A 21,798-nucleotide genomic window follows, 5' to 3' on the forward strand; every position below is an offset into this window, starting at 1 on the left:
TCGAATGATTGCGGAGCGAGTAAGGGACGATAAAGGTCTCCAGAAAATGTTGGAGGCCAAGGATGGCCGGAAACAAGCGCACATAGATGTGCTCGTAGCGGTTTTCTGGAGACCTTTATCATCCCTTGCTTGCGGCCTTGCACAGTAAAAGAGACCAAGACCATGCTAAAAAAACTATTAATAGCAAACCGGGGCGAAATCGCAGTCCGCGTTATTCGCACCGCCAAAGCCCTCGGATACCGCACCGTCGCCGTATACTCCGAGGCAGACGCCAATGCCATGCACACCGAACTGGCAGACGAAGCCGTTTGCATAGGCCCCGCACAGGTAACTGCATCTTACTTGAATGCCGACGCCATACTCGATGCCGCCTGCAAAACCGGCGCCGACTGCATTCATCCAGGTTATGGTTTCCTCTCGGAAAACTCCAGTTTCTCCAATGCCTGCAAAGAAGCTGGCATCGTATTCGTAGGCCCGCCAGCCGGTGCTATCGAACTCATGGGCAGCAAAAGACGCTCCAAAATCGCCATGCAAAAAGCTGGCGTACCCGTTGTTCCCGGATACGAAGGCGACAACGCCAGCGACAATGAGCTGATGGCCGCAGCAGCTGACATCGGCTACCCGCTGATGATCAAAGCCTCCGCTGGCGGCGGTGGTCGAGGCATGCGTCTGGTGCACAGCGAATCCGAACTGGCCGACAACATCAAACGGGCACGCTCTGAATCCAAGCAAGCCTTTGGTGACGACGAATTGATACTAGAAAGAGCGGTAATCGAACCCCGGCACGTAGAAATTCAGGTGTTCGCCGACCAGCACGGCAATGCCGTCTATCTGGGCGAACGGGATTGCTCCGTTCAGCGCCGCCACCAGAAGGTCGTTGAAGAAGCGCCCTCTCCCTTCGTGACCCCCGAACTTCGCGCCGCCATGGGCGAAGCTGCAGTAAAAGCGACACTGGCCTGCAATTACGAAGGTGCAGGCACAGTCGAATTCCTCGTCGACAAAGACCGCAACTTCTACTTTCTGGAAATGAACACTCGCCTACAGGTAGAACACCCGGTTACAGAACTGATTACCGGTCAGGATCTGGTGGCTTGGCAGCTCACCGTTGCCGAAGGCCTGCCATTACCCCTGACTCAGAGTGACATCGAATTGAATGGCCACGCCATCGAAGTCCGGCTCTACGCAGAAGACCCATCGAACGGCTTCACACCTCAGACCGGCCCCCTGCATGTTTTCCAACCTGCAGAAGGCGAAGGGCTGCGGTATGACACAGGTGTGCGTTCCGGTGATGAAGTTACACCCCACTACGACCCCATGCTTGCAAAGGTTATTGCCTGGGGTGAAAACCGCGACGAAGCACGCCGCCGCCTGATTCGCGCTCTGGAAGATACAACCGTATTTGGTGTTACAACCAACCGGTACTTCCTCGGCCGCATCATTGCCGACAGCACCTTTGGCGCCGGTGAAGCAACCACAGGATTCCTGCAACAGAGCTTTAGCGAAGACCCGTCACTCCAGCCAGCCAAACTGGAAATCCGTCAGCTTGCCATTGCAGCCTGTGTACTGGCACACGATGCATCCGGAAAGAAAGCCTGGAGCAACGCACCTGCCACCAACACACCCATGAAGTTGGGTATCGGCGACGAAACCGTTGAGCTACTGGTACAGGGCAGCGGTAACAGCGTGTCCTGCAGTCTGGGTGATCAACACCACGAATTGATCGTTACCAGCATGGATCATGGCATCTTGGGCATTATCGACAACGGCATTCGTCAGCGTTGCCAATATCACCGCGACGGGGATTCTCTATATTTACAGGCGTTCGGAAAGTCGTGGTCGGTTACTGATCTCACGCACCAGCCTGCGGCAGGTGCCAACGGCGCTGGAAGCGGGCGCATTCAGGCCTCAATGGACGGCGCCATTATCGACGTTCTGGCAGAGCCCGGGCAGGCAGTCCGCCAAGGGGAAACCCTGGTCATACTGGAAGCCATGAAGATGGAACACCCGGTCAAAGCCGACTGCGACGGTGTCGTTGCGCAGGTTTTGACGAGCAAAGGTGATCAGGTGAAGCGTAATCAGTTGCTGGTGGAAGTCACCACTGGCGAAACATCCGAACAGGAGAAGGATAGATGAGCACACTGAAAGACCAAACTGTATTTATTACCGGCGCCAGCCGGGGCATCGGTCGCGCTATCGCCCTTGCCTGTGCCCGTCAGGGTGCGAACGTAATTATCGCAGCAAAGTCCGACACACCGCACCCAAAGCTGCCAGGCACCATCCACACAGTCGCCGAAGAAGTTCGTGCGGCAGGTGGGCAAGCATTACCGTTGGTACTCGACGTGCGCGATGAAAACCAGATAAAGCAGCGTATCGATGAGGCCGCTGATCACTTTGGCGGCATTGACGCCCTGATCAACAACGCCGGCGCCATTCGCCTAACGGGCGTAGAAAACCTGAAGGTCAGCCGCTTCGATCTATTGCATCAAGTAAACGCGCGTGCAGTGCTTGCATGCAGCCAAGCTGCCCTACCCTGGCTCAAAAAATCCAAGCGTGCCCACATTCTGAGCATGTCACCGCCGCTGAACCTTGACCCAAAATGGTTTGCTCAGTTTGGGCCATACACCTCTACAAAATACGCCATGACCATGATCAGCATCGGCATGGCTCAGGAGTTCAAACGTTACGGCATTGCCGTTAACACGCTTTGGCCGAAAACGCTTATCTCGACCGCGGCCATTGAGCATGAAGCGGGCGGAGCGCAAATGATGGCCCAAGGCCGGACGCCCGAGATAATGGCAGATGCCGCGGTTAGCATTTTGAATCATTCCATTGAAGAGATGACAGGGCAAAATCTGATAGACGAAGACGTGTTGCGTCAGGATGGCGTAACCGATTTTGAAGGCTACCGTTATGAGGCCAATGACAAGCCATTATTGCCAGACCTCTACCTGGACTAGCCCTAACATATAAAAATAACCTGACGGACAAACCATGAGCCAAGATAACGTTACTGCGATGGATCTAATGCGCAGCCTGCCGGGAGTCTTCAAACGCCTCCCCGCAATTGCCAAAGGCTATTACTACTTCTCAGTGAAGAATGCGAGCAAGCCCCTCACCCTCGGAACTCTCATAGAGAAGAATGCCGAAAAATACCGAGATAGAACGGCTATTTTGTTTGAGGATCGCAGCATCACCTGGGGCGAGTTCAATGCCTGGTCCAATCGCATTGCGGCTTATCTTCAGGCTCAAGGTCTGAAAAAGGGCGACTCAATTGCGGTATTACTTGAGAATCGCCCGGAAATTCTGGCGGTGGTCGCAGGCGCGGCCAAGATTGGCGTTGCCTGCGCCATGCTAAACTCCTCCCAAAGAGGCAAGGTGCTGGAACACAGCATCAACCTGACAAGCCCAAAAATGATTGTGGTTGGTGCAGAACTGGTTCCATCCTTTGATGACATCAAAGCCAGTCTCCAGCTTGATCATCCCAGTCCATTTCTGTTCCTTGCTGACACCAACACCCTGAATTCCTTTGGCGATACGCCTTCGGGCTACGCCAACATGGCACAGCAGGTGAGCACATTTAACAGCAACAATCCGGAACTAAGCGACCCGCCCAGAACCGGCGATACAGCAATTTTCCTGTTTACCTCCGGTACCACCGGCCTGCCCAAAGCCGCACCCGGATCACACACCAAGTTCATAAAAGCCTACGGCGGCTTTGGGATGATGGCGCTTTCAATGACGCCAGACGACGTCTTCTACTGCACCCTGCCCTTGTATCACGGTACTGGCCTGGTGGTGTGCTGGAGTACGGCTCTGGCGGGCGGTTCTGCCTTCGCCCTACGCCGAAAGTTCTCCGCTAGCGCCTTCTGGGACGACGTGCGCCGCTACGATGCAACAGCCTTCGGCTACATTGGTGAACTCTGCCGCTACCTGCTAAATCAGCCGCCAAGTGATCAGGATCGCAACCATCGCCTGACCAAAATGCTGGGCAATGGTTTACGGCCCTCCATCTGGAATGAGTTCAAAGACCGTTTCGGTATTGAGACCGTCTCGGAGCTCTACGCGTCCAGTGAAGGTAACGTCGGCTTCAGTAACTTCTTCAACATGGACAACACTGTCGGCCTATCTACAGCACCGTACAAACTGGTCAAATTCCACGACGGTACCCGGGACCCGATTCGTAATGAAAAAGGCGTACTGGAGGAAGCCGAGAAAGGCGAGCCAGGCCTGCTTATTAGCGAGAACACAAAGAAATGGGCTTTTGAAGGCTATACCCAGAAAGAAGCCACCGAGAAATCCCTAATTCGGGATGCATTCAAAAAAGGCGATGCCTGGTTCAACACGGGTGATGTTTTAAAATCAATCGGTTGTGGTCACCTACAGTTTGTAGATCGAATGGGCGATACCTTCCGCTGGAAAGGCGAGAACGTTTCGACCAACGAGGTGGAAAACATGATCGATGGTTCTGGCATGGTCGAGGAAGCCATCGTTTATGGCGTGGAGATTCCGAAAACCAATGGCAAGGCGGGTATGGTTACGTTGGTACCGAGCAAGGGTAGTTTCGATATCAACAAGCTGCTGACCTACTTGCAAGCTAACCTGCCAGCATATGCGGTTCCAGTGTTTATTCGTGTGACTGAAGCCATCGAGAAAACCGGAACCTTTAAGTACCGCAAGGTGGATATTCAGAAAGCTGGCTACGCGCTGGAGCGTCCTAATGAAGAGGTTTATGCGTGGCTGCCAAAAACTGAGGGTTACACGCTGCTGACCCCTGATTTGGTTTCGGATATTGATTCTGGGCAGTTTAATTTCTGAGCATATCGCTGCCTGCAGATTATGGCCCTAGCCTTTTAGATCGAGGGTAGCCATGCAGGGCGGGTCTTCCCAAAAACCGCTACAAGCACATCCATGTGCGCTTGTTTCGGGCCATCCTTGGCCCTCTACATTTTTGGGAAGACCCGCCCTACATGGCTTTTACAATATAGTGCGATAGTCCTTAAAACAGAAACCCTCTTCTATTTATTGAAGCGCATTACTGGATATAACTGAGAAGCTGGATAGTGAGAGTGAGCGCCCCCTCCCAAAAATGTCTGCGGCCATGGATGGCCGCAGCCAAGCCCACATGGATGTGCTCGTAGCGTTTTTTGGGAGGGGGCGCTCACTCTCACCTACACCCAAGCCATCAGGCTACAAATGGTCAAAACTCAAGAGCCAATCTTCAGCACCACTTTGCCAGTAGCACGCCGCTCAGTGAGCGCGCCCAAAGCCTTGGCGTAATCCTCGAATTCGTATACTTCACTAATGTTCGGGTCAATTTTGCCGTCGGCATAGAGCTTCATCAGCTCCATCATATTCTGGGCGCTAGCTTCCGGCTCACGCTGGGTGAAACTGCCCCAGAAAACGCCAACAACCGAACAGCCCTTCAGCAGGGTCAGGTTGGCAGGAATTTTCGGAATGTCGCCAGCAGCGAAACCGATGATCAAATGGCGACCGTTCCATGCCATGGCTCGCAAAGCCTGCTCTGTGAAATCACCACCTACGGGATCATAAATCACATCCACGCCTTTGCTATTCGTCAGACGCTTCACGGCGTCCTTTAGGGGCTCCTCGGTATAGTTGATCAACTCATCTGCACCAGCCGCCTTGGCAATCTCCAACTTCTCGGCGGAGCTGGCAGCAGCGATCACGCGGGCGCCCATAGCCTTTCCAAGCTCCACAGTGGCCAGCCCTACCCCACCACTGGCACCCAACACCAAAAGGCTCTCGCCCGGCTGAAGGTTGGCACGCTGTTTGAGGGCGTAATACGAGGTGCCGTATACCATGGTAAACGCAGCGGCTTTTTCATCGCTCATGCCTGTCGGTATTGGCAGCAGGTTGTGCTCAGGCACGATGACTTCTTCTGCAAAGGCGCCGTAGCCGGTCAACCCAGCCACACGATCACCGATTTTAAAGCGGGTTACCTTATCCCCTACTGCAATGACTTCACCAGACAACTCACCACCGGGGGAGAATGGCATGGTCGGCTTGAGCTGGTACTTGCCTTCTATGATCAGAGTATCGGGAAAATTTAGTCCCGCCGCTTTTACGCGGACTTTAACTCCGCGACCTTTAGCTTCAGGGCTAGGTACATCCTCGATGACCAGGGTGTCTGCCGAGCCATATTCTTTACAGAGGATCGCTTTCATGGTGATTCCTTTTGATAAAAATCTGTTTTTTATTGAATGACGCCAAGCTAAACAGACTCTCCCCACGAAGCAAATAAAGAACTTTTATCCAGAAGTATAAACACAACTTATATCCTACCCACCAAAGACACGAGCCAGCGGATGAATCGGGCGCAATTTTCAGCTATTCTTCGCGTTCCTGATCCAAGCTGTTCAAAAACCGTCCGCCCTCTTTTCAGGATGCCTCATGCCAGATATTGTTTACTCCCTTGAAATGATAGGAATTATCGCCTTCGCCATATCAGGCATGATGGTTGCCCGCTCCAAAAATATGGACCCGGTTGGTGTCTTTACCATCGGGTTTATTACTGCTCTAGGCGGCGGAACCTTGCGCGACCTCATGATGGACAACCATCCACTTTATTGGATCAAACACGAAGAGCAGCCCATTCTAATTCTCGCCATGGCGGTGGTATTCAGCTATTGGAAGCATACTGAGCGTATTCGCCCATCATGGATTGTGTTTCCGGATGCCATAGGGCTTGGTATTTTTTCGATTCTGGGTGCGCAGCTAGCGCTCGATCTGGGCCACTCGTGGTTTATCGCATCACTACTTGGCGTGATGACAGGTACTTTCGGCGGTGCACTGCGAGATACGCTCTGTAACGATGTGCCCTTTATTTTTCGTAAGGATCAGATCTACGCATCTATTTCCTTTGCTGGCTGCTGGCTTTACTTCCTTTGCCAGTGGGGGCTTGAGAGCGAGACCTTATCGTTAACTATTGGGCTGCTTTTTATCGTTATTGTCCGCATGGCAGCGGTGCGTTTTGATATACGCTTGCAACGTGACCCCACGTAAGGCTGATGCTCAGGGACTCTCACCTTGGATCCCTAATCATCACTTGGCGGGACAACCCTCAACCGGTAAGATTACCGTTTTTTCACGCAGTCTTTATTCAATTACCAACTGTTTTCCGTTCTTAACAGACTCCAAACCCTACATTCTGGCATCCTGAGAGGCAGACACCCGTCATGCTCGAACGACTGTTCCAACTTCAGGCCCACGGCACCAACGTTCGTAAAGAACTGGTTGCGGGCATCACCACCTTCCTGACCATGGCCTATATTATTGTGGTCAACCCCAGCATCCTGTCCTCGACAGGCATGGATTTCGGGGCAGTCTTTGTTGCCACCTGTTTGGCAGCAACCATAGGTACCCTGATTATGGGGCTTTGGGCCAACTACCCGATCGCTCTGGCGCCGGGGATGGGGCTAAACGCTTTTTTCTCCTTCACAGTTGTGGGCAGTCTTGGGTATAGCTGGCAAGTGGCACTGGGGGCAGTTTTCCTCTCAGGCCTTATCTTCTTCTTACTGAGTATTTTCAAGATCCGCGAATGGATCATAAACAGCATCCCCATGTCTTTGCGATTCGGGATTTCTGCCGGTATCGGCTTCTTCTTGGCGCTTATCGCCCTGAAAAACGCGGGTATAGTGGTGGATCACCCTGCAACGCTGGTTGGTTTAGGCGAACTAAAAACCGCAGAGAGTCTGCTGTTCTTTGGTGGGTTTGTTCTTATCTGCGCCCTCTCTTTCCGCCGCATAACCGGCGCGGTAATGATTGGTATCATTGCAGTCACCGTGATTGCCATGATGCTGGGCCTAGTAGAGTACAACGGTTTTGTCTCCGCCCCCCCAAGCTTGGCACCCACGTTCATGCAGTTGGACATTGCCGGTGCGTTGAATGTTGGCATGATCAGCGTTGTTTTCGCGTTTTTGTTTGTGGATCTGTTTGATACCTCAGGCACGCTGATAGGTGCCGCGCAGCGCGGCGGCCTGCTGGACAAAGACGGCAAGCTGCCACGCCTTGGCCGTGCTCTGATGTCTGACTCTGTGGCCACCATGTCTGGCGCTGCTCTCGGCACCTCAACCACCACCAGCTACATTGAATCCACTGCGGGCATTTCCGCCGGTGGGCGCACCGGCCTAACCTCTGTCTTTGTTGCCTTGCTGTTTCTTGCTTGCCTTCTGCTTTCACCCATTGCCAGCATTATCCCAGCCTACGCTACAGCGCCAGCGCTGCTTTACGTTGCGGTGTTGATGGCCAGCGGGCTGAAACTGATAGACTGGGACGACATTACTGAAGCCGCTCCAGCAGTAGTCACAGCGCTGATGATGCCCCTTACGTTCTCGATCGCCAATGGCATTGCATTGGGCTTTATCACTTACGCTGTCATCAAAGCTTTAAGCGGGCGCTGGTCAGATCTGAACGCAAGTGTTGTGGTGATCGCCATCGTTTTCATCCTGAAATTCGTGTTTTTGGACGCAGGTTAAGCTGCGTCCAGAATAAGAGCCTGACTTTTTATGGATTACTTCTCTCAAAGCATTAAACAAGCCATCCGCACCGTGCCAGACTGGCCCAAGCCCGGCGTTGCTTTCCGGGATATCACCACGGTTCTACAGGATAAAACGGCCTTCCGAAAACTGATTGATGCCTTCGTGCACCGCTACCACGGCCATAAAATTGATGCTGTGGCCGCGGTGGATGCCCGGGGTTTCATCATTGGCTCGGCGCTAGCCTACGAGCTCAACGCATCGCTGGTCTTGGTTCGTAAGAAGGGAAAACTACCGTTCGACACACTTGTTGAAGACTATGAACTGGAGTACGGAACCGCCTCGGTAGAGCTGCACCAAGATGCCTTCAAGCCCGGCGATCAGGTGGTGCTGGTGGACGACTTGATCGCAACCGGCGGCACCATGCTCGCAGCAGCTCGGCTGATCCGCCGCATTGGCGCGGACATTGTGGAAGTGGCTGCAATGATCGATCTCCCAGACCTTGGCGGGTCGACCAAGCTGCAGGAAGAGGGATTGAAGGTCTATACTGTGTGTTCGTTTCAGGGCGAATAGCAGCGTCGCCCTCCTCGCGCGCAATCAAGCGCGCGGCTAAGGTCACTACCAGAACATCTGGAGGTCTACGTGGATCAGTATCAACATCATTGGAAAGATGGCACACCGGTGCACCTGCCTTTGGGCAAGATCGTCTGCGTTGGACGGAACTACGCGGACCACGCCAAAGAGCTCGACAATCCGGTGCCCACCGAACCTCTGTTGTTTATCAAGCCAGCGACCTCGGCCGTGCATGTAACCCGACCTCTAAGCTTCGCTGCCAATCACGCTCAGGTACACTTTGAAACCGAACTGGCTGTGCTGATTGGCAAACCTCTTACCAACGCTTCTGCCAGCGAGGCTCAGGCGGCTATTCTCGGTTACGGTCTGGCGCTGGATTTAACCTTGCGGGATTTGCAAAGCCAACTGAAAGAAAAGGGACACCCTTGGGAGCGGGCCAAAGCGTTTGATGGTGCCTGTCCTTTATCGCCGTTTGTAGCTGCCGAACACTTCCCTAATGACCACATACTCTTCAGCCTCGATATCGACGAGCAACGTCAACAAAGCGGTGATACCAGAGACATGCTGTTCCCGATTATTCCGCTGCTCGCTCACATTAGTAGCCATTTCACACTGTTACCGGGCGATGTAGTGCTCACGGGAACACCAAAGGGGGTTGGCCCACTGCACTCGGGACAAACTCTGGTACTGCAGTTGGAGGATCAGTTGTCTGTTTCCACCAAAGTGGTTTAACCTGGACTGACACAATCTTTCTATCTAAAGAGTACGTATAGTCAGGCATGGCAAAAAAACCGGTTACCTCACGCAGTGGTCGTTTCTTTAAGCTTGCTGGCATGACTGCCTCGGTGGCGGGCCAATACGCTGGTCAGAAAGCTCGCAGCATGTTCAGTAGCGAAAACGACGATGGCGCTCGCAGCGAAAGCTATACCCGCATGGCCAACCGGATCACCGATACGCTCGGTGAGATGAAAGGTGCGGCCATGAAAGTGGGCCAAATTGCCTCTCAAACTCAGGATTTCCTGCCCCGGGAGTTCTCTGATGCGCTTCAGAAACTACAGAAAGAAGCACCGCCCATGCCGTTCGAGGTTATTCTTGAGCAGGTAGAGACGGAACTGGGAAAACCGGTTGGCGAATTATTCGAGTATCTGCAAGAAACACCCTATGCCGCAGCATCCATCGGCCAGGTGCACCGTGCCCGGCTGCACGACGGTACAGATGTGATTGTGAAGGTGCAGTATCCGGGTGTGGATGAATCCTGCGATTCCGATCTTAAGCAGTTGCGCCTCGCCTTAAAGCTCGGTGGCCTGCTAAAGATGCCGAAAGAGTCTGTGGATCAGCTATTCACGGAGATTCGCGAGCGTCTGCGGGAGGAGTTGGATTATGAGAACGAGGCCCGCAACATCGATTTGTTCCGGGAGTTTCATAAAAATGATCCATGGGTGGTTATTCCTGCTGTCATCCCCGGCCACTCGACCCGTCATGTACTGACGCTTGTGCTTGAGGAAGGCGATCATGTGAGTGAAGTGACGCCGGAGCGTTATGATCAGGCTACAATTAATCTGATTGGCCATCGTATGTTTACCACCATGGCGGATCAGTTATTCCGCTTTGAATGCATTCATGGCGACCCTCACGCCGGAAACTTTGCGTATCGGCCGGATGGCAGCGTTGTGATGTACGATTTCGGCTGTGTTAAGAAGCTGAAGCCGGAGATTGTTGAGGCTTACCGTAATGCGGTTACGGCTGCGTTGGCTGAAGATTATAAGGCGCTGGATGCGTATTTGGTTGATTTAGGTGCTCGGGTTGGGAGTCAGCCAGCGATTGATGAGGCCTATTACGCGATGTGGCGGGATATTCTTGTGGTGCCGTTTGATTCTGAGCAGCCTTATGATTTTGGTGAGTCGAGTATTCATAAGGATGTGGCGGCTAAGACGAGTACGGTGTTTAAATATCTGGATTCGTTTAAGCCGCCTGTTGAGAGTATTTTTATTGATCGGATGATTGCGGGGCATTATTGGATGCTGAAGCGGCTAGGGGTTCAGGCGGCTTTTGGTGAGGAGCTTCGTAAGTATCTTGCTGAGTCTCGCTAGCCGGTTAATCTGGTGCTAACGGCCTTGGCGGGATACGTACAATTGAGTTCGGTGCTCCAAAAAACTTCTCACAAATTTGAACACTAACTGCCGCCGATACTTATCTGACCAGGAAATTCGCTGCCCATTCGGCAACGCCTTCTCCTGCACCTTTTCTGATAACTCTGGCACGGGAAACTCCAACGGTTTCGCCGGGATCTATAACTGTAATCGGCACATCTCTCTCCACTTCATGCACCAGTCCGGCAGCGGGATAAACCTGTAGCGAAGTGCCGACGATCAGCAGGTCGTCTGCGGTGCGGACTATATCGGCTGCTGCCTCTAGCATGGGGACTTCTTCGCCGAACCAGACAATGTGAGGGCGGAGTTGTTCGCCGTATTCGCAGGTCTCACCCAGTTCTATGTCCCGGTAGCCTATGTCGTAGACCAATTCCGGATTCACCGAGCTTCGGGCTTTGGTGAGTTCGCCGTGGAGGTGGATTACGTTACTGGAGCCGCCGCGTTCGTGCAGGTCGTCTACGTTTTGGGTGACGATGGTTACGCGGTGGTGCTGTTCCAGTTCGCCCAGCAATGTGTGGGCGCGGTTTGGCTGAACCATGGCGAGTTGGCGGCGGCGTTCGTTGTAGAAGCGTAGTACCAATTCGCGATTACGGGCGAAGGCTTCGGGGGTGGCTACGTCGTATACGCTGTGCTGCTCCCATAGCCCACCGTTGTCGCGGAAGGTGGAGAGGCCGCTTTCGGCGCTGATGCCAGCGCCGGTGAGTACTACGATATGCCGTTGCATCAATCGAAGATCTTGCCGGGGTTAATGATGCCGTTGGGGTCAAAGACTTGTTTGATCCCTCTCAGGTAAGCAATTTCCGCTTCGCTGCGGGTGTATTGCAAGTAGGGCTTTTTAGTCATGCCTACACCGTGTTCAGCGGAGACACTGCCCTGGTATTTTTCGACGATTTCGAACACCCATTTGTTCACCTGCTGGCACTTTTCGAAGAAGTCTTCTTTTGCCATGTCTTCAGGCTTGAGGATGTTGAGATGCAGGTTGCCGTCGCCAATGTGGCCGAACCAGATGATTTCAAAATCCGGGTATTGTTCTGCGACCAGTTCGTCAATTTCCTGCAAGAATCCGGGAACTTTGGAGACTACAACGGAGATGTCGTTCTTGTAGGGGGTGCGGGGCGCAATGGATTCCGAGATGCGCTCGCGCAGTTGCCACAGGTTCTGGGCCTGAGTTTCGCTCTGGCTGATAACGCCATCCAGAACCCAGCCGTTTTCCATGCACTGCTCGAACAGGTTCATGGCGTCTTCCATTACTTGATCCGAAGTAGCTTCAAACTCCAGTAACGCATAGTAAGGGGCTTCGGTTTCAAACGGCGCAGGTACTTGACCATGGGCCAGTACGTGCCCCATCGCCTGATGCGAGAAGAATTCATAGGCGGTCAGGTCGAGACCGCCCTGAAAGGTTTTGAGTACGTCCATGGTGTTGCCAAGGTCATTGAGCCCGAGCACCAACACGGTGAGGTTGTCTGGCTGGCGCGAGAGTTTCATGGTGGCTTCGGTAATAAAGCCCAGCGTGCCCTCGGCGCCGATAAATAGGTGGCGTAGATCGTAACCTGTGTTGTTCTTTTCCAGATCCTTGTTCAGATCAAGGATATCGCCTTTGCCGGTAACCACTTTTAGCCCAGCGACCCAGTCACGACTCATACCGTAGCGGATTACTTTAATACCGCCCGCATTGGTGGAGATGTTTCCACCCAGCTGGCTGGAGCCTGCAGACGCGAAGTCTACCGGGTAGTAAAGGCCATTCTCTTCCGCAAAGTTCTGTAGCTGCTCAGTTACAACACCCGCCTGACAGCGCACAAGTCGGTCGCTGGTGCTGAAATCTAGAATCTGATTCATGTTGTCGAAGGCAATAACGACTTCTCCGCTGGCAGCAACAGCACCAGCGCTCAAGCCGGTACGGCCGCCAGAGGGTACCAGTGCCACACGGTTTTCGTTGGCAAATCGCACCAGCGCCTGCACCTGCTCAGTGGTTTTCGGGAGCACGATGGCCACTGGGTTGGGAGCATAAATGCGCGTCCAATCTTTACCGTAGCTTTCAAGATCCGCAGCGTCAGTCAGTACCTTTCCAGGCACATCGCCAGCGGCTACCAGCTCTTTTAGAGAAGCAATGATCTGTTCAGAGTTCATGAATGCATCAGTCTCGTCGGGGTTGGGCCGGCCATTCTGGACAACTGGTTTTCGGTTCAGTTGATCCAGGCGAACCGGCACGCTGTGAAAAGTTGCTTTTATGGTATCATAACGCCCCTGTTCTGTGAGCCAGCCCATAGGATCACTGGCTGCAGGTCATTTCATGCGACGAAAGGTTCGGAAGCAAAGCCCATGTCAACGACGTCTCTCGAAAAGAGCAAAATCCGCATTCTACTGCTGGAAGGCGTGCATCAGTCCGCATTGGATACTCTGAATGCCGCAGGCTACACAAACATTGAGTACCTCAGTCACTCGCTGGCCGAGGAAGACCTTATTGAGAAGATTGCCAATGCGCACTTTGTCGGTCTTCGATCCCGCACTCAGTTGACCGCGAAAGTATTCGAGGCTGCCAAGAAGCTGGTTGCCGTGGGCTGTTTCTGTATCGGTACCAATCAGGTGGATCTGCAGGCGGCTACCCGCAAAGGTATTGCGGTATTCAACGCGCCGTTTTCCAACACCCGCAGCGTTGCTGAACTGGTTCTGGCCCAAGCCATCCTGCTGCTGCGTGGCGTGCCCGAGAAGAGCGCGAAAGCCCATCGTGGTGAATGGCAGAAGTCGGCCAAGGACAGCTACGAGATTCGCGGCAAGAAACTCGGCATCATTGGTTACGGCAACATCGGTACCCAGTTCAGTGTTCTGGCCGAAGGTCTGGGCATGGATGTTTACTTCTACGACGTTGTGTCCAAGCTGCCCATCGGCAACGCCACTCAAGTCGGCAGTATGCAGGAGCTGCTCAACATCAGTGATGTTGTAAGCCTGCATGTTCCGGAAACACCGGCTACCAAGTACATGTTCAAGGCGGAGCAACTGGCCCAGATGAAGCCTGGCTCTATTTTGATGAACGCCTCAAGAGGCTCAGTTGTTGATATTGACGCCCTCGCCGATTCCCTGAGAAGCGGTAAGCTTCTAGGTGCTGCGATCGACGTTTTCCCCGTCGAGCCAAAGTCTAACAACGAAGAGTTTATTTCTCCGCTGCGGGAATTCGACAACGTTATTCTAACGCCTCACGTTGGCGGCTCTACCATTGAAGCTCAGGAAAATATCGGGCGTGAAGTGGCTGAGAAGCTGGCGATGTACAGCGATAACGGCACGTCGGTATCTTCCGTTAACTTCCCGGAAGTTGCCCTGCCTTCGCACCCGAACCAGCATCGCTTGCTGCACATTCATGAGAACGTGCCAGGCGTGATGTCTGAAATCAACCAAGTGTTCTCCGACAATGGCATCAATGTTTGCGGTCAGTACCTGCAAACCAAGGAAGACATTGGTTACGTGGTAATAGACGTAGATAAAGCCTACGGTGAACTTGCTCTGGAGAAGCTGCTTCAGGTTAAAGGCACCATTCGCGGCCGCGTGTTGTTTTAATAGACTGTCGGCCCACAAAAAAACCGGAGCACGCTCCGGTTTTTTTGTGCTCGGGCAATAATACCCAAGCTCAAGTTACGTGCCTGTTACTTCATAGGCACCAAAGTCAGCTCAACGCGGCGATTCTGCTCACGTCCTGATGCGGTATCGTTTGACGCAATTGGATAACGCTCTCCGTAACCCTCAGCACGAGTGCGTCTAGATTCAATACCTTGATTCAGCAGAAAGTCTCTCACAGAACCTGCACGGCGCTCGCTAAGCAACTGGTTGTAGCTATCAGCACCGGAACTGTCTGTGTGACCCTCAATCTGAATGATGGTCTTGTCGAACTCTTTCAACACCAGAGAGACCGACTCAAGCGTGCTCGTAAAGGCCGGGCGGATGGATGTTTGATTCAGCTCGAACGTAATATTGCCGGGCATTACCAGCTCGATTTTATCGCCGTTACGAACAACCCGAACACCCGTGCCTTTCAGCTTATGCCTCAGCTCCGCTTCCTGTCGATCCATGTAGTAGCCAATACCACCACCAACTGCTGCACCGCTTGCTGCACCAATAAGAGCGCCTTTGCCACGATCACTTTTACTCGAGGTCGCCGCACCTATAGCCGCTCCACCGACAGCACCTATAATACTACCCTTGGTGGCATTCGATGTTTTCTCCTCATCGGTGTATGGGTCATAGGTCATACAACCTGCGAGCCCCATGGTTGTTACGGCTAATGCAAGCATCGTTTTCTTCACGCAATTCTCCTGTGGTGATATTTTTGCAGGCGCTATCCAACTTGTAGCTTTCAACTACAGAGCCTTCTCGTCGTGGCTTCAGGTATTTTCAGAAGCGCCTACGGCTGAATGTTCAAAAGTATCAATAATTGTGTTGAATACGGTTGCCTGTAGGTCCTTAGCTTCGTTCACCAGATGATGACGTCCGTCGGCAATTCTCACTTCCTCTACCGCTGCGAACTTGTTGCGGATTATTCTTAGATTATGTTGCCAGTCTACGGTTTGGTCTTTTTCGCCCTGAACAACCGTCACCGGAAAATCGACCGGTCGGGCAGATTCAATATGCGGTATCCAGGTTCGTAACGCACTTACCCAGTCCACGTGCACCGCCCTCGCTTGTAATGGATCGTACTCACGCAGGAAGCGCAAAAAGCGAGTATTGCCACTATTGGCTGCAAACACACGCTGCCAACGGGTCATAAATGGCTTAACCAAAGTGTGCAGAACTTTGGCACCAAGCCAGCCCGCAGGACGTACCAAGGGTGCCAGCAACACCACCTTCCGAAACTCCGAGGTTTCCTTGGAGTGGTGGTTAGACAAAAGGTAGTCAATCAATATGGCTCCTCCCGTACTTTGTCCTACCGCAAACCAAGGCCCTCGGATTTTATCGCGAACATGGGCTACAACTTCTGATAACACACCCTGATATTCCAAAAAACTACCAATGGCGGCAGGTGTGCCACTGGAAAGCCCATGGCCCGGCTGATCATACGCCAGCACATCAAAACCGGCAGCGAGGCAGCGATCGATCAACTGGCTATAGAGACCAACATGATCAAAATAGCCGTGCATAATAAACACCGTGCCTTTTTCCGCACGAGGTTCGGGCAGCCGGAAGTAATGCACCATAACCTCATGTTCACCTGCCGTTACATAGCCTTGATGGTAGGCAACCTCAGGGTGCTCCACCCATAGGTCAAGGCCGTAGAATCGGCAATACGCCACCATCTCATCGCTGAGTTCTTCCCGTCCATCGGGATCAAAAGGCTCAAGCCTTTCAAGCAAGGAGCCACGATCCCAGTCGGGTATTTCTATGGTATCTGTTTTCCAGTACACGTAGAGTTAAACGCCTGTCATGAATAGATAATACGAATTACGATGTACAATCCTAACCCATAGCGGGGGCATAACACAGATGTTGCAACATCTTCTTGAAACTGCGCTGCGCCAAACCATGACCCGTTTGGTTAAGCCTGCTCTTCATCCAGCGATTCCAATTTCGGTTCAACGTAGGTTGATAAGCCAAGCCTACCGGAGCTCTATGCCGCCCCGTGGCAGCCGCTTTCAGACCGAAACACTGGCTGGAAGGCCTGTTATCAGAAGCTCTTTCGGCCCCACTACACAAGGCGCCGTGCTATATCTACACGGTGGTGGTTACATCATAGGCTCTGCAGCGACCCATAAAGGTCTTACCGGCCATCTGGCGAAGGCCAGTGGCTGCATGGTGATTGCACCGGACTATCGCCTAGCTCCAGAACACCCATTCCCGGCAGCTCTGGATGACGCCGAAGCTACTTGGCTGGCGCTAATTGATGAAGGCTTTGCCCCCGATCAAATAGCCATTGCTGGCGACTCTGCGGGTGGCGGGTTAGCCATTGCTTTAGCTATGCGCTTACGTGACCAAAAACACCCCTTACCTTCCTCCGTTACAGTTTTTTCACCCTGGACCGACCTGACCCAAAAAGCACTGTATTCACCGGAATGCGAGCCGGTATTACAAGCACGATGGACAGCGAAGTCGGCAAAACTGTATGCCGCAGGGGAGTCTTTGGAAAACCCTCTCATTTCTCCCGTTTTCGGGGATTTTGAAGGTTTGCCCCCCTTGCTGGTCCAGGTAGGGAGTCAGGAGATCCTACTTAACGATGCAGAGCGACTCGCCAATGCGGCGAGAACGGCCGGGGTAAGCACTCAGTTGGAGGTGTTCAACAGTCTTTGGCACGTGTTTCAGGTGCACAGCGGCCAGTTAGACAGAGCCACAGCCGCCGTACAAACGGCTGGCAAGCACATCAGAGCCCATCTGGCAGGCTGAGCTTACCCAACACCAGCGCCTCTTTGCGTTGTCTCGGCCATTGTTTGATATGCCACTCCAGCTTTGAAGCTCGGCTGCGATCCCCCGCTGGTAAACTAAGCACTAACTCCAGTGGGCCTTTGCCCCTCAAGCTCCGCGCTCCTTTAGGAGCGCCAGCTTGATGCTCGGCAAAGCGACGGGGCACATCGGTGGTAATGCCCGTATATAGCGCACCTCGCGCGGTGCGAACCATGTATACAAACCATTCACTGGCCATCTGCCAGCCCCTGTTCACGCTCTTTCGTTTTCTTCTGCTGCAGCCAGAGACCCGCCACAATCAACACCAATCCTATATAGGTAGAGGGTAAAATCTGCTCACCCAAAATGAAGTAGATAAACACCAGCGACAGGAACGGAGAAATAAAAATCAGGTTGCTTACCCGGGATGTGTTTTCAGCTTTTTTCATGGCGTAAGACCACAGCACAAAGGCAATACCCATCTCGAAGATGCCTACATACAGAGCGGCTACCAGCGACCCGGTTACCGGCAAATTCAAGCCTTCTGTCCACCAGCAGATCAAAGCAATTACCGGTAGACCGAAAGAGAAGTTCAGAAATAGCCCCACCACAGGGTCTCGAGTATCACGAGTAGCAATAATCCAATACGAAGCCCACACAAGAGTGCTGCCTATGGCCAGAGCAACCCCCAATGGGTCGGAAAAACTCAGGGTGGTCACAGCACCCCGCGTGGCAATCACCACAACGCCCGCATAGCATACCAACCCAGCCAGAATATCGAGCCTGCGTAAGCGGTGCCCCAAAAAAGGCACCGATAGGTAAGCTAAAACCAGCGCCCAGGTGTAGTTCAACGGCTGGGCCTCTTGTGCCGGTAAGCGGTCAAAGGCACCGAAAAGAAAGAAATAATACAGACAAGGATTTATCAACCCCATGCCAAATGATTGTATGTATTGTTTTTTCTCCAGCGAGAACACTAAATGCCAGCGCTTTTGCAGCATCAGAATAACCGCCATAACCAGTACAGACGCCGTGCATGCAACCAACAGCATTTGCACCGGAGCCAAATCCGCCAACGCTAGCTTGAAGGCGGTGGCAACCGTAGACCAGAGCAAAACCGTACCCAGCCCGTAAAGCATGGCTGTTTTCTGATCTTTCATTACACCTCTCCCCGGGGCTCTTTCGTATTAGCAGATATCGAGGAAGTGTCCTCATTGATTGTCTCGGCGCCATACTCTCCTGCAGCTAACCAACGGTACAAGGTGCGGCGATTGATACCTAAAATTTGGGCGGCACGGCGTTTGTTGCCATTCACCGCTTGCATCACTTCGCGCACGTAATCTTGCTGCAACTTTTCCAGTGTCGGCCATTGGGCGATGGTGGTATTTGGTGAGTGCACGGTTTTCGGGGTAGTTGCGCCACCTTGGCGCTTACGAATCCGTTCCGGAAGGTGGTCAGGCTGAATGGTATCGCCGTCACAAAAAGTCACCGCGCGCTCAATGGCGCTGGATAGTTCACGCACGTTCCCCGGGAACGGATAATCCATTAGGGTGCGAGAGCTCACTTCGCTGAGCTTCAAGAACCCGCGCTGATGCCGCCGCGCAGCCTCCCGTAAAAAGTGCATGGCGAGCAGATCAACGTCATCGCCTCGCTCACGTAGTGCCGGGATACGCAAGCTCAGGGTTTCCAGTCGATAGTAGAGATCTTCTCGAAAGCTCCCCTCACGTACGGCTTTAAGCAGGTCTACGTGGGTGGCTGCCAGAATGCGAACATCTACAGGCTCTTCCTGATCCGAGCCCACGGGCTTGACCATACCTTCCTGCAGCACCCGCAGAAGCTTTGCTTGCAAGGCCAGAGGCATTTCGCCAATTTCATCCAACAGCAAGGTACCACCGTGAGCCTCTGAAAACAGGCCTTTCCGAGCTTGGCGGGCCCCGGTAAAAGCGCCTGCTTCGTGGCCAAAGAACTCACTTTCCATGAGTTCCCCTGGTATACCAGCACAGTTAACCGCCACAAATGAACCGGAGCTTCGCTCACTGGCCCGGTGAATGGCTCTGGCCACCAGTTCCTTACCCGTGCCACTTTCGCCGCAGATCAATACAGCAGCTTCACTGCGCGCGATCTGCCGGATCTCAGATCGAAGCTTTACCATGCTTGCATGCTCACCAATCAGCCCAAGCGACTCCTCGGTGTCAGTATGCGCAAGAAACTGTTGCAGTTGCCGGGTAAGATCGGCCTGAGTTAGCAATCTGCGTATTTTCAGGCGCAAATGGTCGGTAGACAGAGGTTTGGTGAGAAAGTCATCTGCACCGGCTTTCAAAGCCTCCACAGCCTGATCAACAGTTCCGAATGCAGTAATGATGATAAAAGGAAGGCTGTGGCCTTCAGTTTGAGCTGTCTTGAGAAGCTCCAACCCACCGCCATCGGGCAAGCGGAGATCTGACACAACCAAGTCAGGTGTCTCGGCATTCAGCATTCTACAAGCCTCTTGCACTGTTCCGACACGGCTTACACTGTAACCGTCCAGCTCAAGCTCTTCGCTCAACAGCAGGCCGAGGCTCGCATCATCTTCCAGTAGCAGAATTTTGGCCTTACAGTCACTCATGTTAACGCCTCCACCGGCCAGAACAGGCTCACTCTGCAACCTCCTGATTCACTGTTGCCGATTTCAATCCGGCCTCCATGTTCTTTGAGAACGCTGCTTACCACAGCCAGCCCCAGTCCCGTTCCTTCTCCCGCTGGCCGAGTACTGTAGAAGGGCTCAAATACAGCGCTGCGCTTATCTTCGGCGATGCCGAGTCCATCGTCCTCAACCCGAACTTCCCATTCAGCGTCATGTCGATGCAGCGATAACAGAACCTCAGAGTTGGCGGCCTGACACGCGTTGCGCACCACATTTAGACACGCCAACTCCAGCCTCACGGGCTCTGCTTTCACTTTGGCCTCCATATCAAGCCCTTCGCTTTGCAAGCGCTTGCCTTCGCATTTCTCATCTTCACCGGCACGATCCAGCACATCTTTGAGAACCACACCAAGGCTTATTGGCCGTCTTGAATCTGGAACATGGCGAAAACAGTCTAAAAGTTGCTGGATTATGGTGGTCATGCGCCCCACTTGATAGCTGATATCATCCAGTTGTCGACGTTGTTCATCCGTAAGTTCATGGCGGGCCAAAATGTTGGCGCGACCCTGAATCACGTTCAAGGGGGCGCCAAGCTCATGCGCCACACCGCCAGCCACACGCCCGATCATGGCAACTTTTTCCTGATACTCCAGACGTTCAGCCAGCTTGCGTTCCTTGATCACGCGCTCCTGTATTTCTGCCTCTGCACGCGCCATGCGTTCACCCATGTCGCGAACACCACCGTATATCTGCCGCAGCTCACGGGGGCCGGACGGTTCTGCATGAAGCTGCCAACGACCGGGCGCCAGTGTATCCATGATGCTCAAAAGCCGGCTGACATGGCGCCCGACTGTTCCGTAGTGCCCAAGCACCACCACCAGAATGATCGTTGCCGCAAGCGCCGACCAGATAGACACCGCCCACAAGCGGCTTGAGGCAAGAAGCTCATGGAAGTCACTGCGCCTACGGGTGATTTGCAGCAACCCCTGGATCCGGCCGTCGTCGGCCACCAACGGGGTAAAGTGAGAGAACACTGACTGCCCGTCTACCCAACGAAAGGCTCCGCCCAGTTCGCCGCTGTTAATTGCCTGTTCGGCACTGGCGCTGTTGCCCACATTGGTGTCAGCCAGCCCAAGGCTGGCGATTCGAGTCCCCTCTTTGTCGAATACTGAGGCGCCGGAAACGCGACCAATGCGAAAGATCGATTTCAGGGAATCCCCCATCACCAACTCGTCTTTTTCTTGCATAGCTCGGGAAAGCGGGCCGCTGGCTGCGCGGGCGACCAGCTCCAGATCTTCCTGTAAACGATCGTTCAGGGCTTTTTCTACGGCTCCGAATCCAAGGTATATGGCAAGCCCGCTGATCACCAACAAGGGCACAACAATACTCAATACCAGCGTTAACTGTATCGACCCAAAAACGTGACCGGCACTTCTGAAAGAAGGTTTCATTTGGACTCTCACACCATAATTGCCACACACTTCTGCCACATGTGGCATTTCGCCACAACCTTCATTACTTGAGATTAATCACCAAAAATCCATATCTATCTGTTTTAAAACGATTTTACTGTAAAACCTGAAGCTGGCACGGCGCTTGATAG

General features: G+C 53.2%; 19 protein-coding genes. 10 read left to right on the forward strand and 9 right to left on the reverse strand.

Features of this window, described 5'->3' with window-relative positions:
* Positions 1-162 precede the first annotated feature (162 nt).
* From KO508_RS12990 to KO508_RS13000, 3 genes are read left to right on the forward strand one after another with little or no spacing between them, the layout of a single operon-like run.
* Positions 163-2,133, forward strand: coding sequence for an acetyl/propionyl/methylcrotonyl-CoA carboxylase subunit alpha (locus tag KO508_RS12990; protein ID WP_216008722.1), 1,971 nt, complete (start codon positions 163-165; stop codon positions 2,131-2,133).
* Positions 2,130-2,957 carry an SDR family oxidoreductase gene (locus KO508_RS12995; protein WP_216008723.1) on the forward strand — a complete coding sequence of 276 codons (828 nt, stop codon included), beginning with the start codon at positions 2,130-2,132 and terminating at the stop codon, positions 2,955-2,957. Before KO508_RS12990 ends, KO508_RS12995 begins: the two co-directional genes overlap by 4 nt.
* A gap of 34 nt (positions 2,958-2,991) precedes the next feature.
* Entirely contained in the window at positions 2,992-4,815 is a 1,824-nt protein-coding gene (locus KO508_RS13000; protein WP_216008724.1) for a long-chain-acyl-CoA synthetase, read from the forward strand.
* A 389-nt stretch (positions 4,816-5,204) separates the two neighbouring features.
* On the opposite strand, the gene KO508_RS13005 is transcribed toward KO508_RS13000, so the two are convergent.
* Complete coding sequence (locus KO508_RS13005) at positions 5,205-6,185, reverse strand: NADPH:quinone oxidoreductase family protein (protein WP_216008725.1); 981 nt, start codon at positions 6,183-6,185, stop codon at positions 5,205-5,207.
* Between the two features lie 226 nt (positions 6,186-6,411).
* Between KO508_RS13005 and KO508_RS13010 the strand changes: the two genes are divergently transcribed.
* The 5 genes from KO508_RS13010 (at position 6,412) to KO508_RS13030 (ending at position 11,158) form a co-directional block, all read left to right on the forward strand.
* Entirely contained in the window at positions 6,412-7,023 is a 612-nt protein-coding gene (locus tag KO508_RS13010; protein WP_216008726.1) for a trimeric intracellular cation channel family protein, read from the forward strand.
* Between the two features lie 173 nt (positions 7,024-7,196).
* Positions 7,197-8,495, forward strand: coding sequence for an NCS2 family permease (locus tag KO508_RS13015; RefSeq protein WP_216008727.1), 1,299 nt, complete (start codon positions 7,197-7,199; stop codon positions 8,493-8,495).
* 30 nt (positions 8,496-8,525) lie between these two features.
* Positions 8,526-9,068: an adenine phosphoribosyltransferase gene (locus KO508_RS13020; RefSeq protein WP_216008728.1), complete on the forward strand. Its 543-nt coding sequence runs from the start codon at positions 8,526-8,528 to the stop codon at positions 9,066-9,068.
* Between the two features lie 69 nt (positions 9,069-9,137).
* Entirely contained in the window at positions 9,138-9,800 is a 663-nt protein-coding gene (locus KO508_RS13025) for a fumarylacetoacetate hydrolase family protein (RefSeq protein WP_216008729.1), read from the forward strand.
* A gap of 47 nt (positions 9,801-9,847) precedes the next feature.
* Positions 9,848-11,158: an ABC1 kinase family protein gene (locus KO508_RS13030; protein ID WP_216008730.1), complete on the forward strand. Its 1,311-nt coding sequence runs from the start codon at positions 9,848-9,850 to the stop codon at positions 11,156-11,158.
* A 100-nt stretch (positions 11,159-11,258) separates the two neighbouring features.
* Here the strand turns inward: KO508_RS13030 and KO508_RS13035 are convergent, their stop codons facing one another.
* Entirely contained in the window at positions 11,259-11,942 is a 684-nt protein-coding gene (locus KO508_RS13035; RefSeq protein ID WP_216008731.1) for an SIR2 family NAD-dependent protein deacylase, read from the reverse strand.
* Entirely contained in the window at positions 11,942-13,345 is a 1,404-nt protein-coding gene (locus tag KO508_RS13040) for an FAD-binding oxidoreductase (RefSeq protein ID WP_216008732.1), read from the reverse strand. Before KO508_RS13040 ends, KO508_RS13035 begins: the two co-directional genes overlap by 1 nt.
* 192 nt (positions 13,346-13,537) lie before the next feature.
* Here KO508_RS13040 and serA point away from each other — a divergent pair, with 192 nt between their 5' ends.
* A complete protein-coding gene (gene serA, locus KO508_RS13045) occupies positions 13,538-14,767 on the forward strand; it encodes a phosphoglycerate dehydrogenase (RefSeq protein WP_216008733.1) in 1,230 nt (409 codons plus the stop codon).
* Between the two features lie 86 nt (positions 14,768-14,853).
* Here serA and KO508_RS13050 read toward each other — a convergent pair whose 3' ends face one another.
* Together KO508_RS13050 and KO508_RS13055 are read right to left on the reverse strand one after the other, a co-directional pair.
* Positions 14,854-15,510 carry an OmpA family protein gene (locus KO508_RS13050; RefSeq protein WP_216008734.1) on the reverse strand — a complete coding sequence of 219 codons (657 nt, stop codon included), beginning with the start codon at positions 15,508-15,510 and terminating at the stop codon, positions 14,854-14,856.
* Positions 15,511-15,588: 78 nt separating this feature from the next.
* A complete protein-coding gene (locus KO508_RS13055; protein ID WP_216008735.1) occupies positions 15,589-16,605 on the reverse strand; it encodes an alpha/beta hydrolase in 1,017 nt (338 codons plus the stop codon).
* 79 nt (positions 16,606-16,684) lie between these two features.
* On the opposite strand from KO508_RS13055, the gene KO508_RS13060 reads away from it, so the two are divergent.
* The gene (locus tag KO508_RS13060) at positions 16,685-17,578 is read left to right on the forward strand and encodes an alpha/beta hydrolase (RefSeq protein WP_216008736.1); all 894 of its coding nucleotides are present in this window, start codon (positions 16,685-16,687) and stop codon (positions 17,576-17,578) included.
* Here KO508_RS13060 and KO508_RS13065 read toward each other — a convergent pair.
* From KO508_RS13065 to KO508_RS13080, 4 genes are read right to left on the reverse strand one after another with little or no spacing between them, the layout of a single operon-like run.
* Positions 17,556-17,834, reverse strand: a complete 279-nt coding sequence (locus tag KO508_RS13065) for a GIY-YIG nuclease family protein (protein WP_216008737.1) — start codon at positions 17,832-17,834, stop codon at positions 17,556-17,558. The two genes, KO508_RS13060 and KO508_RS13065, sit on opposite strands and share 23 nt — an antisense overlap.
* Entirely contained in the window at positions 17,824-18,732 is a 909-nt protein-coding gene (locus KO508_RS13070) for a DMT family transporter (RefSeq protein WP_216008738.1), read from the reverse strand. The genes KO508_RS13065 and KO508_RS13070 overlap by 11 nt, the downstream gene beginning before the upstream one ends.
* Complete coding sequence (locus tag KO508_RS13075; RefSeq protein WP_216008739.1) at positions 18,732-20,177, reverse strand: sigma-54-dependent transcriptional regulator; 1,446 nt, start codon at positions 20,175-20,177, stop codon at positions 18,732-18,734. Before KO508_RS13075 ends, KO508_RS13070 begins: the two co-directional genes overlap by 1 nt.
* On the reverse strand, positions 20,174-21,646 hold the full coding sequence (locus tag KO508_RS13080; RefSeq protein ID WP_216008740.1) for an ATP-binding protein: 1,473 nt from the start codon (positions 21,644-21,646) through the stop codon (positions 20,174-20,176). The genes KO508_RS13075 and KO508_RS13080 overlap by 4 nt, the downstream gene beginning before the upstream one ends.
* Positions 21,647-21,798 lie beyond the last annotated feature (152 nt).

The sequence above is a fragment of the Marinobacter salexigens genome (assembly GCF_018860765.1).
Classification (GTDB): domain Bacteria; phylum Pseudomonadota; class Gammaproteobacteria; order Pseudomonadales; family Oleiphilaceae; genus Marinobacter; species Marinobacter salexigens_A.

What these genes read in the sequence shown, in the direction of transcription:
- KO508_RS12990 (WP_216008722.1), top strand. Translation starts at nt 163, where the DNA reads ATGCTAAAAAAACTATTAATAGCAAACCGGGGCGAAATCGCAGTCCGC.
- KO508_RS12995 (WP_216008723.1), top strand. Translation starts at nt 2,130, where the DNA reads ATGAGCACACTGAAAGACCAAACTGTATTTATTACCGGCGCCAGCCGG.
- KO508_RS13000 (WP_216008724.1), top strand. Translation starts at nt 2,992, where the DNA reads ATGAGCCAAGATAACGTTACTGCGATGGATCTAATGCGCAGCCTGCCG.
- KO508_RS13005 (WP_216008725.1), bottom strand. Translation starts at nt 6,185, where the DNA reads ATGAAAGCGATCCTCTGTAAAGAATATGGCTCGGCAGACACCCTGGTC.
- KO508_RS13010 (WP_216008726.1), top strand. Translation starts at nt 6,412, where the DNA reads ATGCCAGATATTGTTTACTCCCTTGAAATGATAGGAATTATCGCCTTC.
- KO508_RS13015 (WP_216008727.1), top strand. Translation starts at nt 7,197, where the DNA reads ATGCTCGAACGACTGTTCCAACTTCAGGCCCACGGCACCAACGTTCGT.
- KO508_RS13020 (WP_216008728.1), top strand. Translation starts at nt 8,526, where the DNA reads ATGGATTACTTCTCTCAAAGCATTAAACAAGCCATCCGCACCGTGCCA.
- KO508_RS13030 (WP_216008730.1), top strand. Translation starts at nt 9,848, where the DNA reads ATGGCAAAAAAACCGGTTACCTCACGCAGTGGTCGTTTCTTTAAGCTT.
- KO508_RS13035 (WP_216008731.1), bottom strand. Translation starts at nt 11,942, where the DNA reads ATGCAACGGCATATCGTAGTACTCACCGGCGCTGGCATCAGCGCCGAA.
- KO508_RS13040 (WP_216008732.1), bottom strand. Translation starts at nt 13,345, where the DNA reads ATGAACTCTGAACAGATCATTGCTTCTCTAAAAGAGCTGGTAGCCGCT.
- serA (WP_216008733.1), top strand. Translation starts at nt 13,538, where the DNA reads ATGTCAACGACGTCTCTCGAAAAGAGCAAAATCCGCATTCTACTGCTG.
- KO508_RS13060 (WP_216008736.1), top strand. Translation starts at nt 16,685, where the DNA reads ATGTTGCAACATCTTCTTGAAACTGCGCTGCGCCAAACCATGACCCGT.
- KO508_RS13065 (WP_216008737.1), bottom strand. Translation starts at nt 17,834, where the DNA reads ATGGCCAGTGAATGGTTTGTATACATGGTTCGCACCGCGCGAGGTGCG.
- KO508_RS13070 (WP_216008738.1), bottom strand. Translation starts at nt 18,732, where the DNA reads ATGAAAGATCAGAAAACAGCCATGCTTTACGGGCTGGGTACGGTTTTG.
- KO508_RS13075 (WP_216008739.1), bottom strand. Translation starts at nt 20,177, where the DNA reads ATGAGTGACTGTAAGGCCAAAATTCTGCTACTGGAAGATGATGCGAGC.
- KO508_RS13080 (WP_216008740.1), bottom strand. Translation starts at nt 21,646, where the DNA reads ATGAAACCTTCTTTCAGAAGTGCCGGTCACGTTTTTGGGTCGATACAG.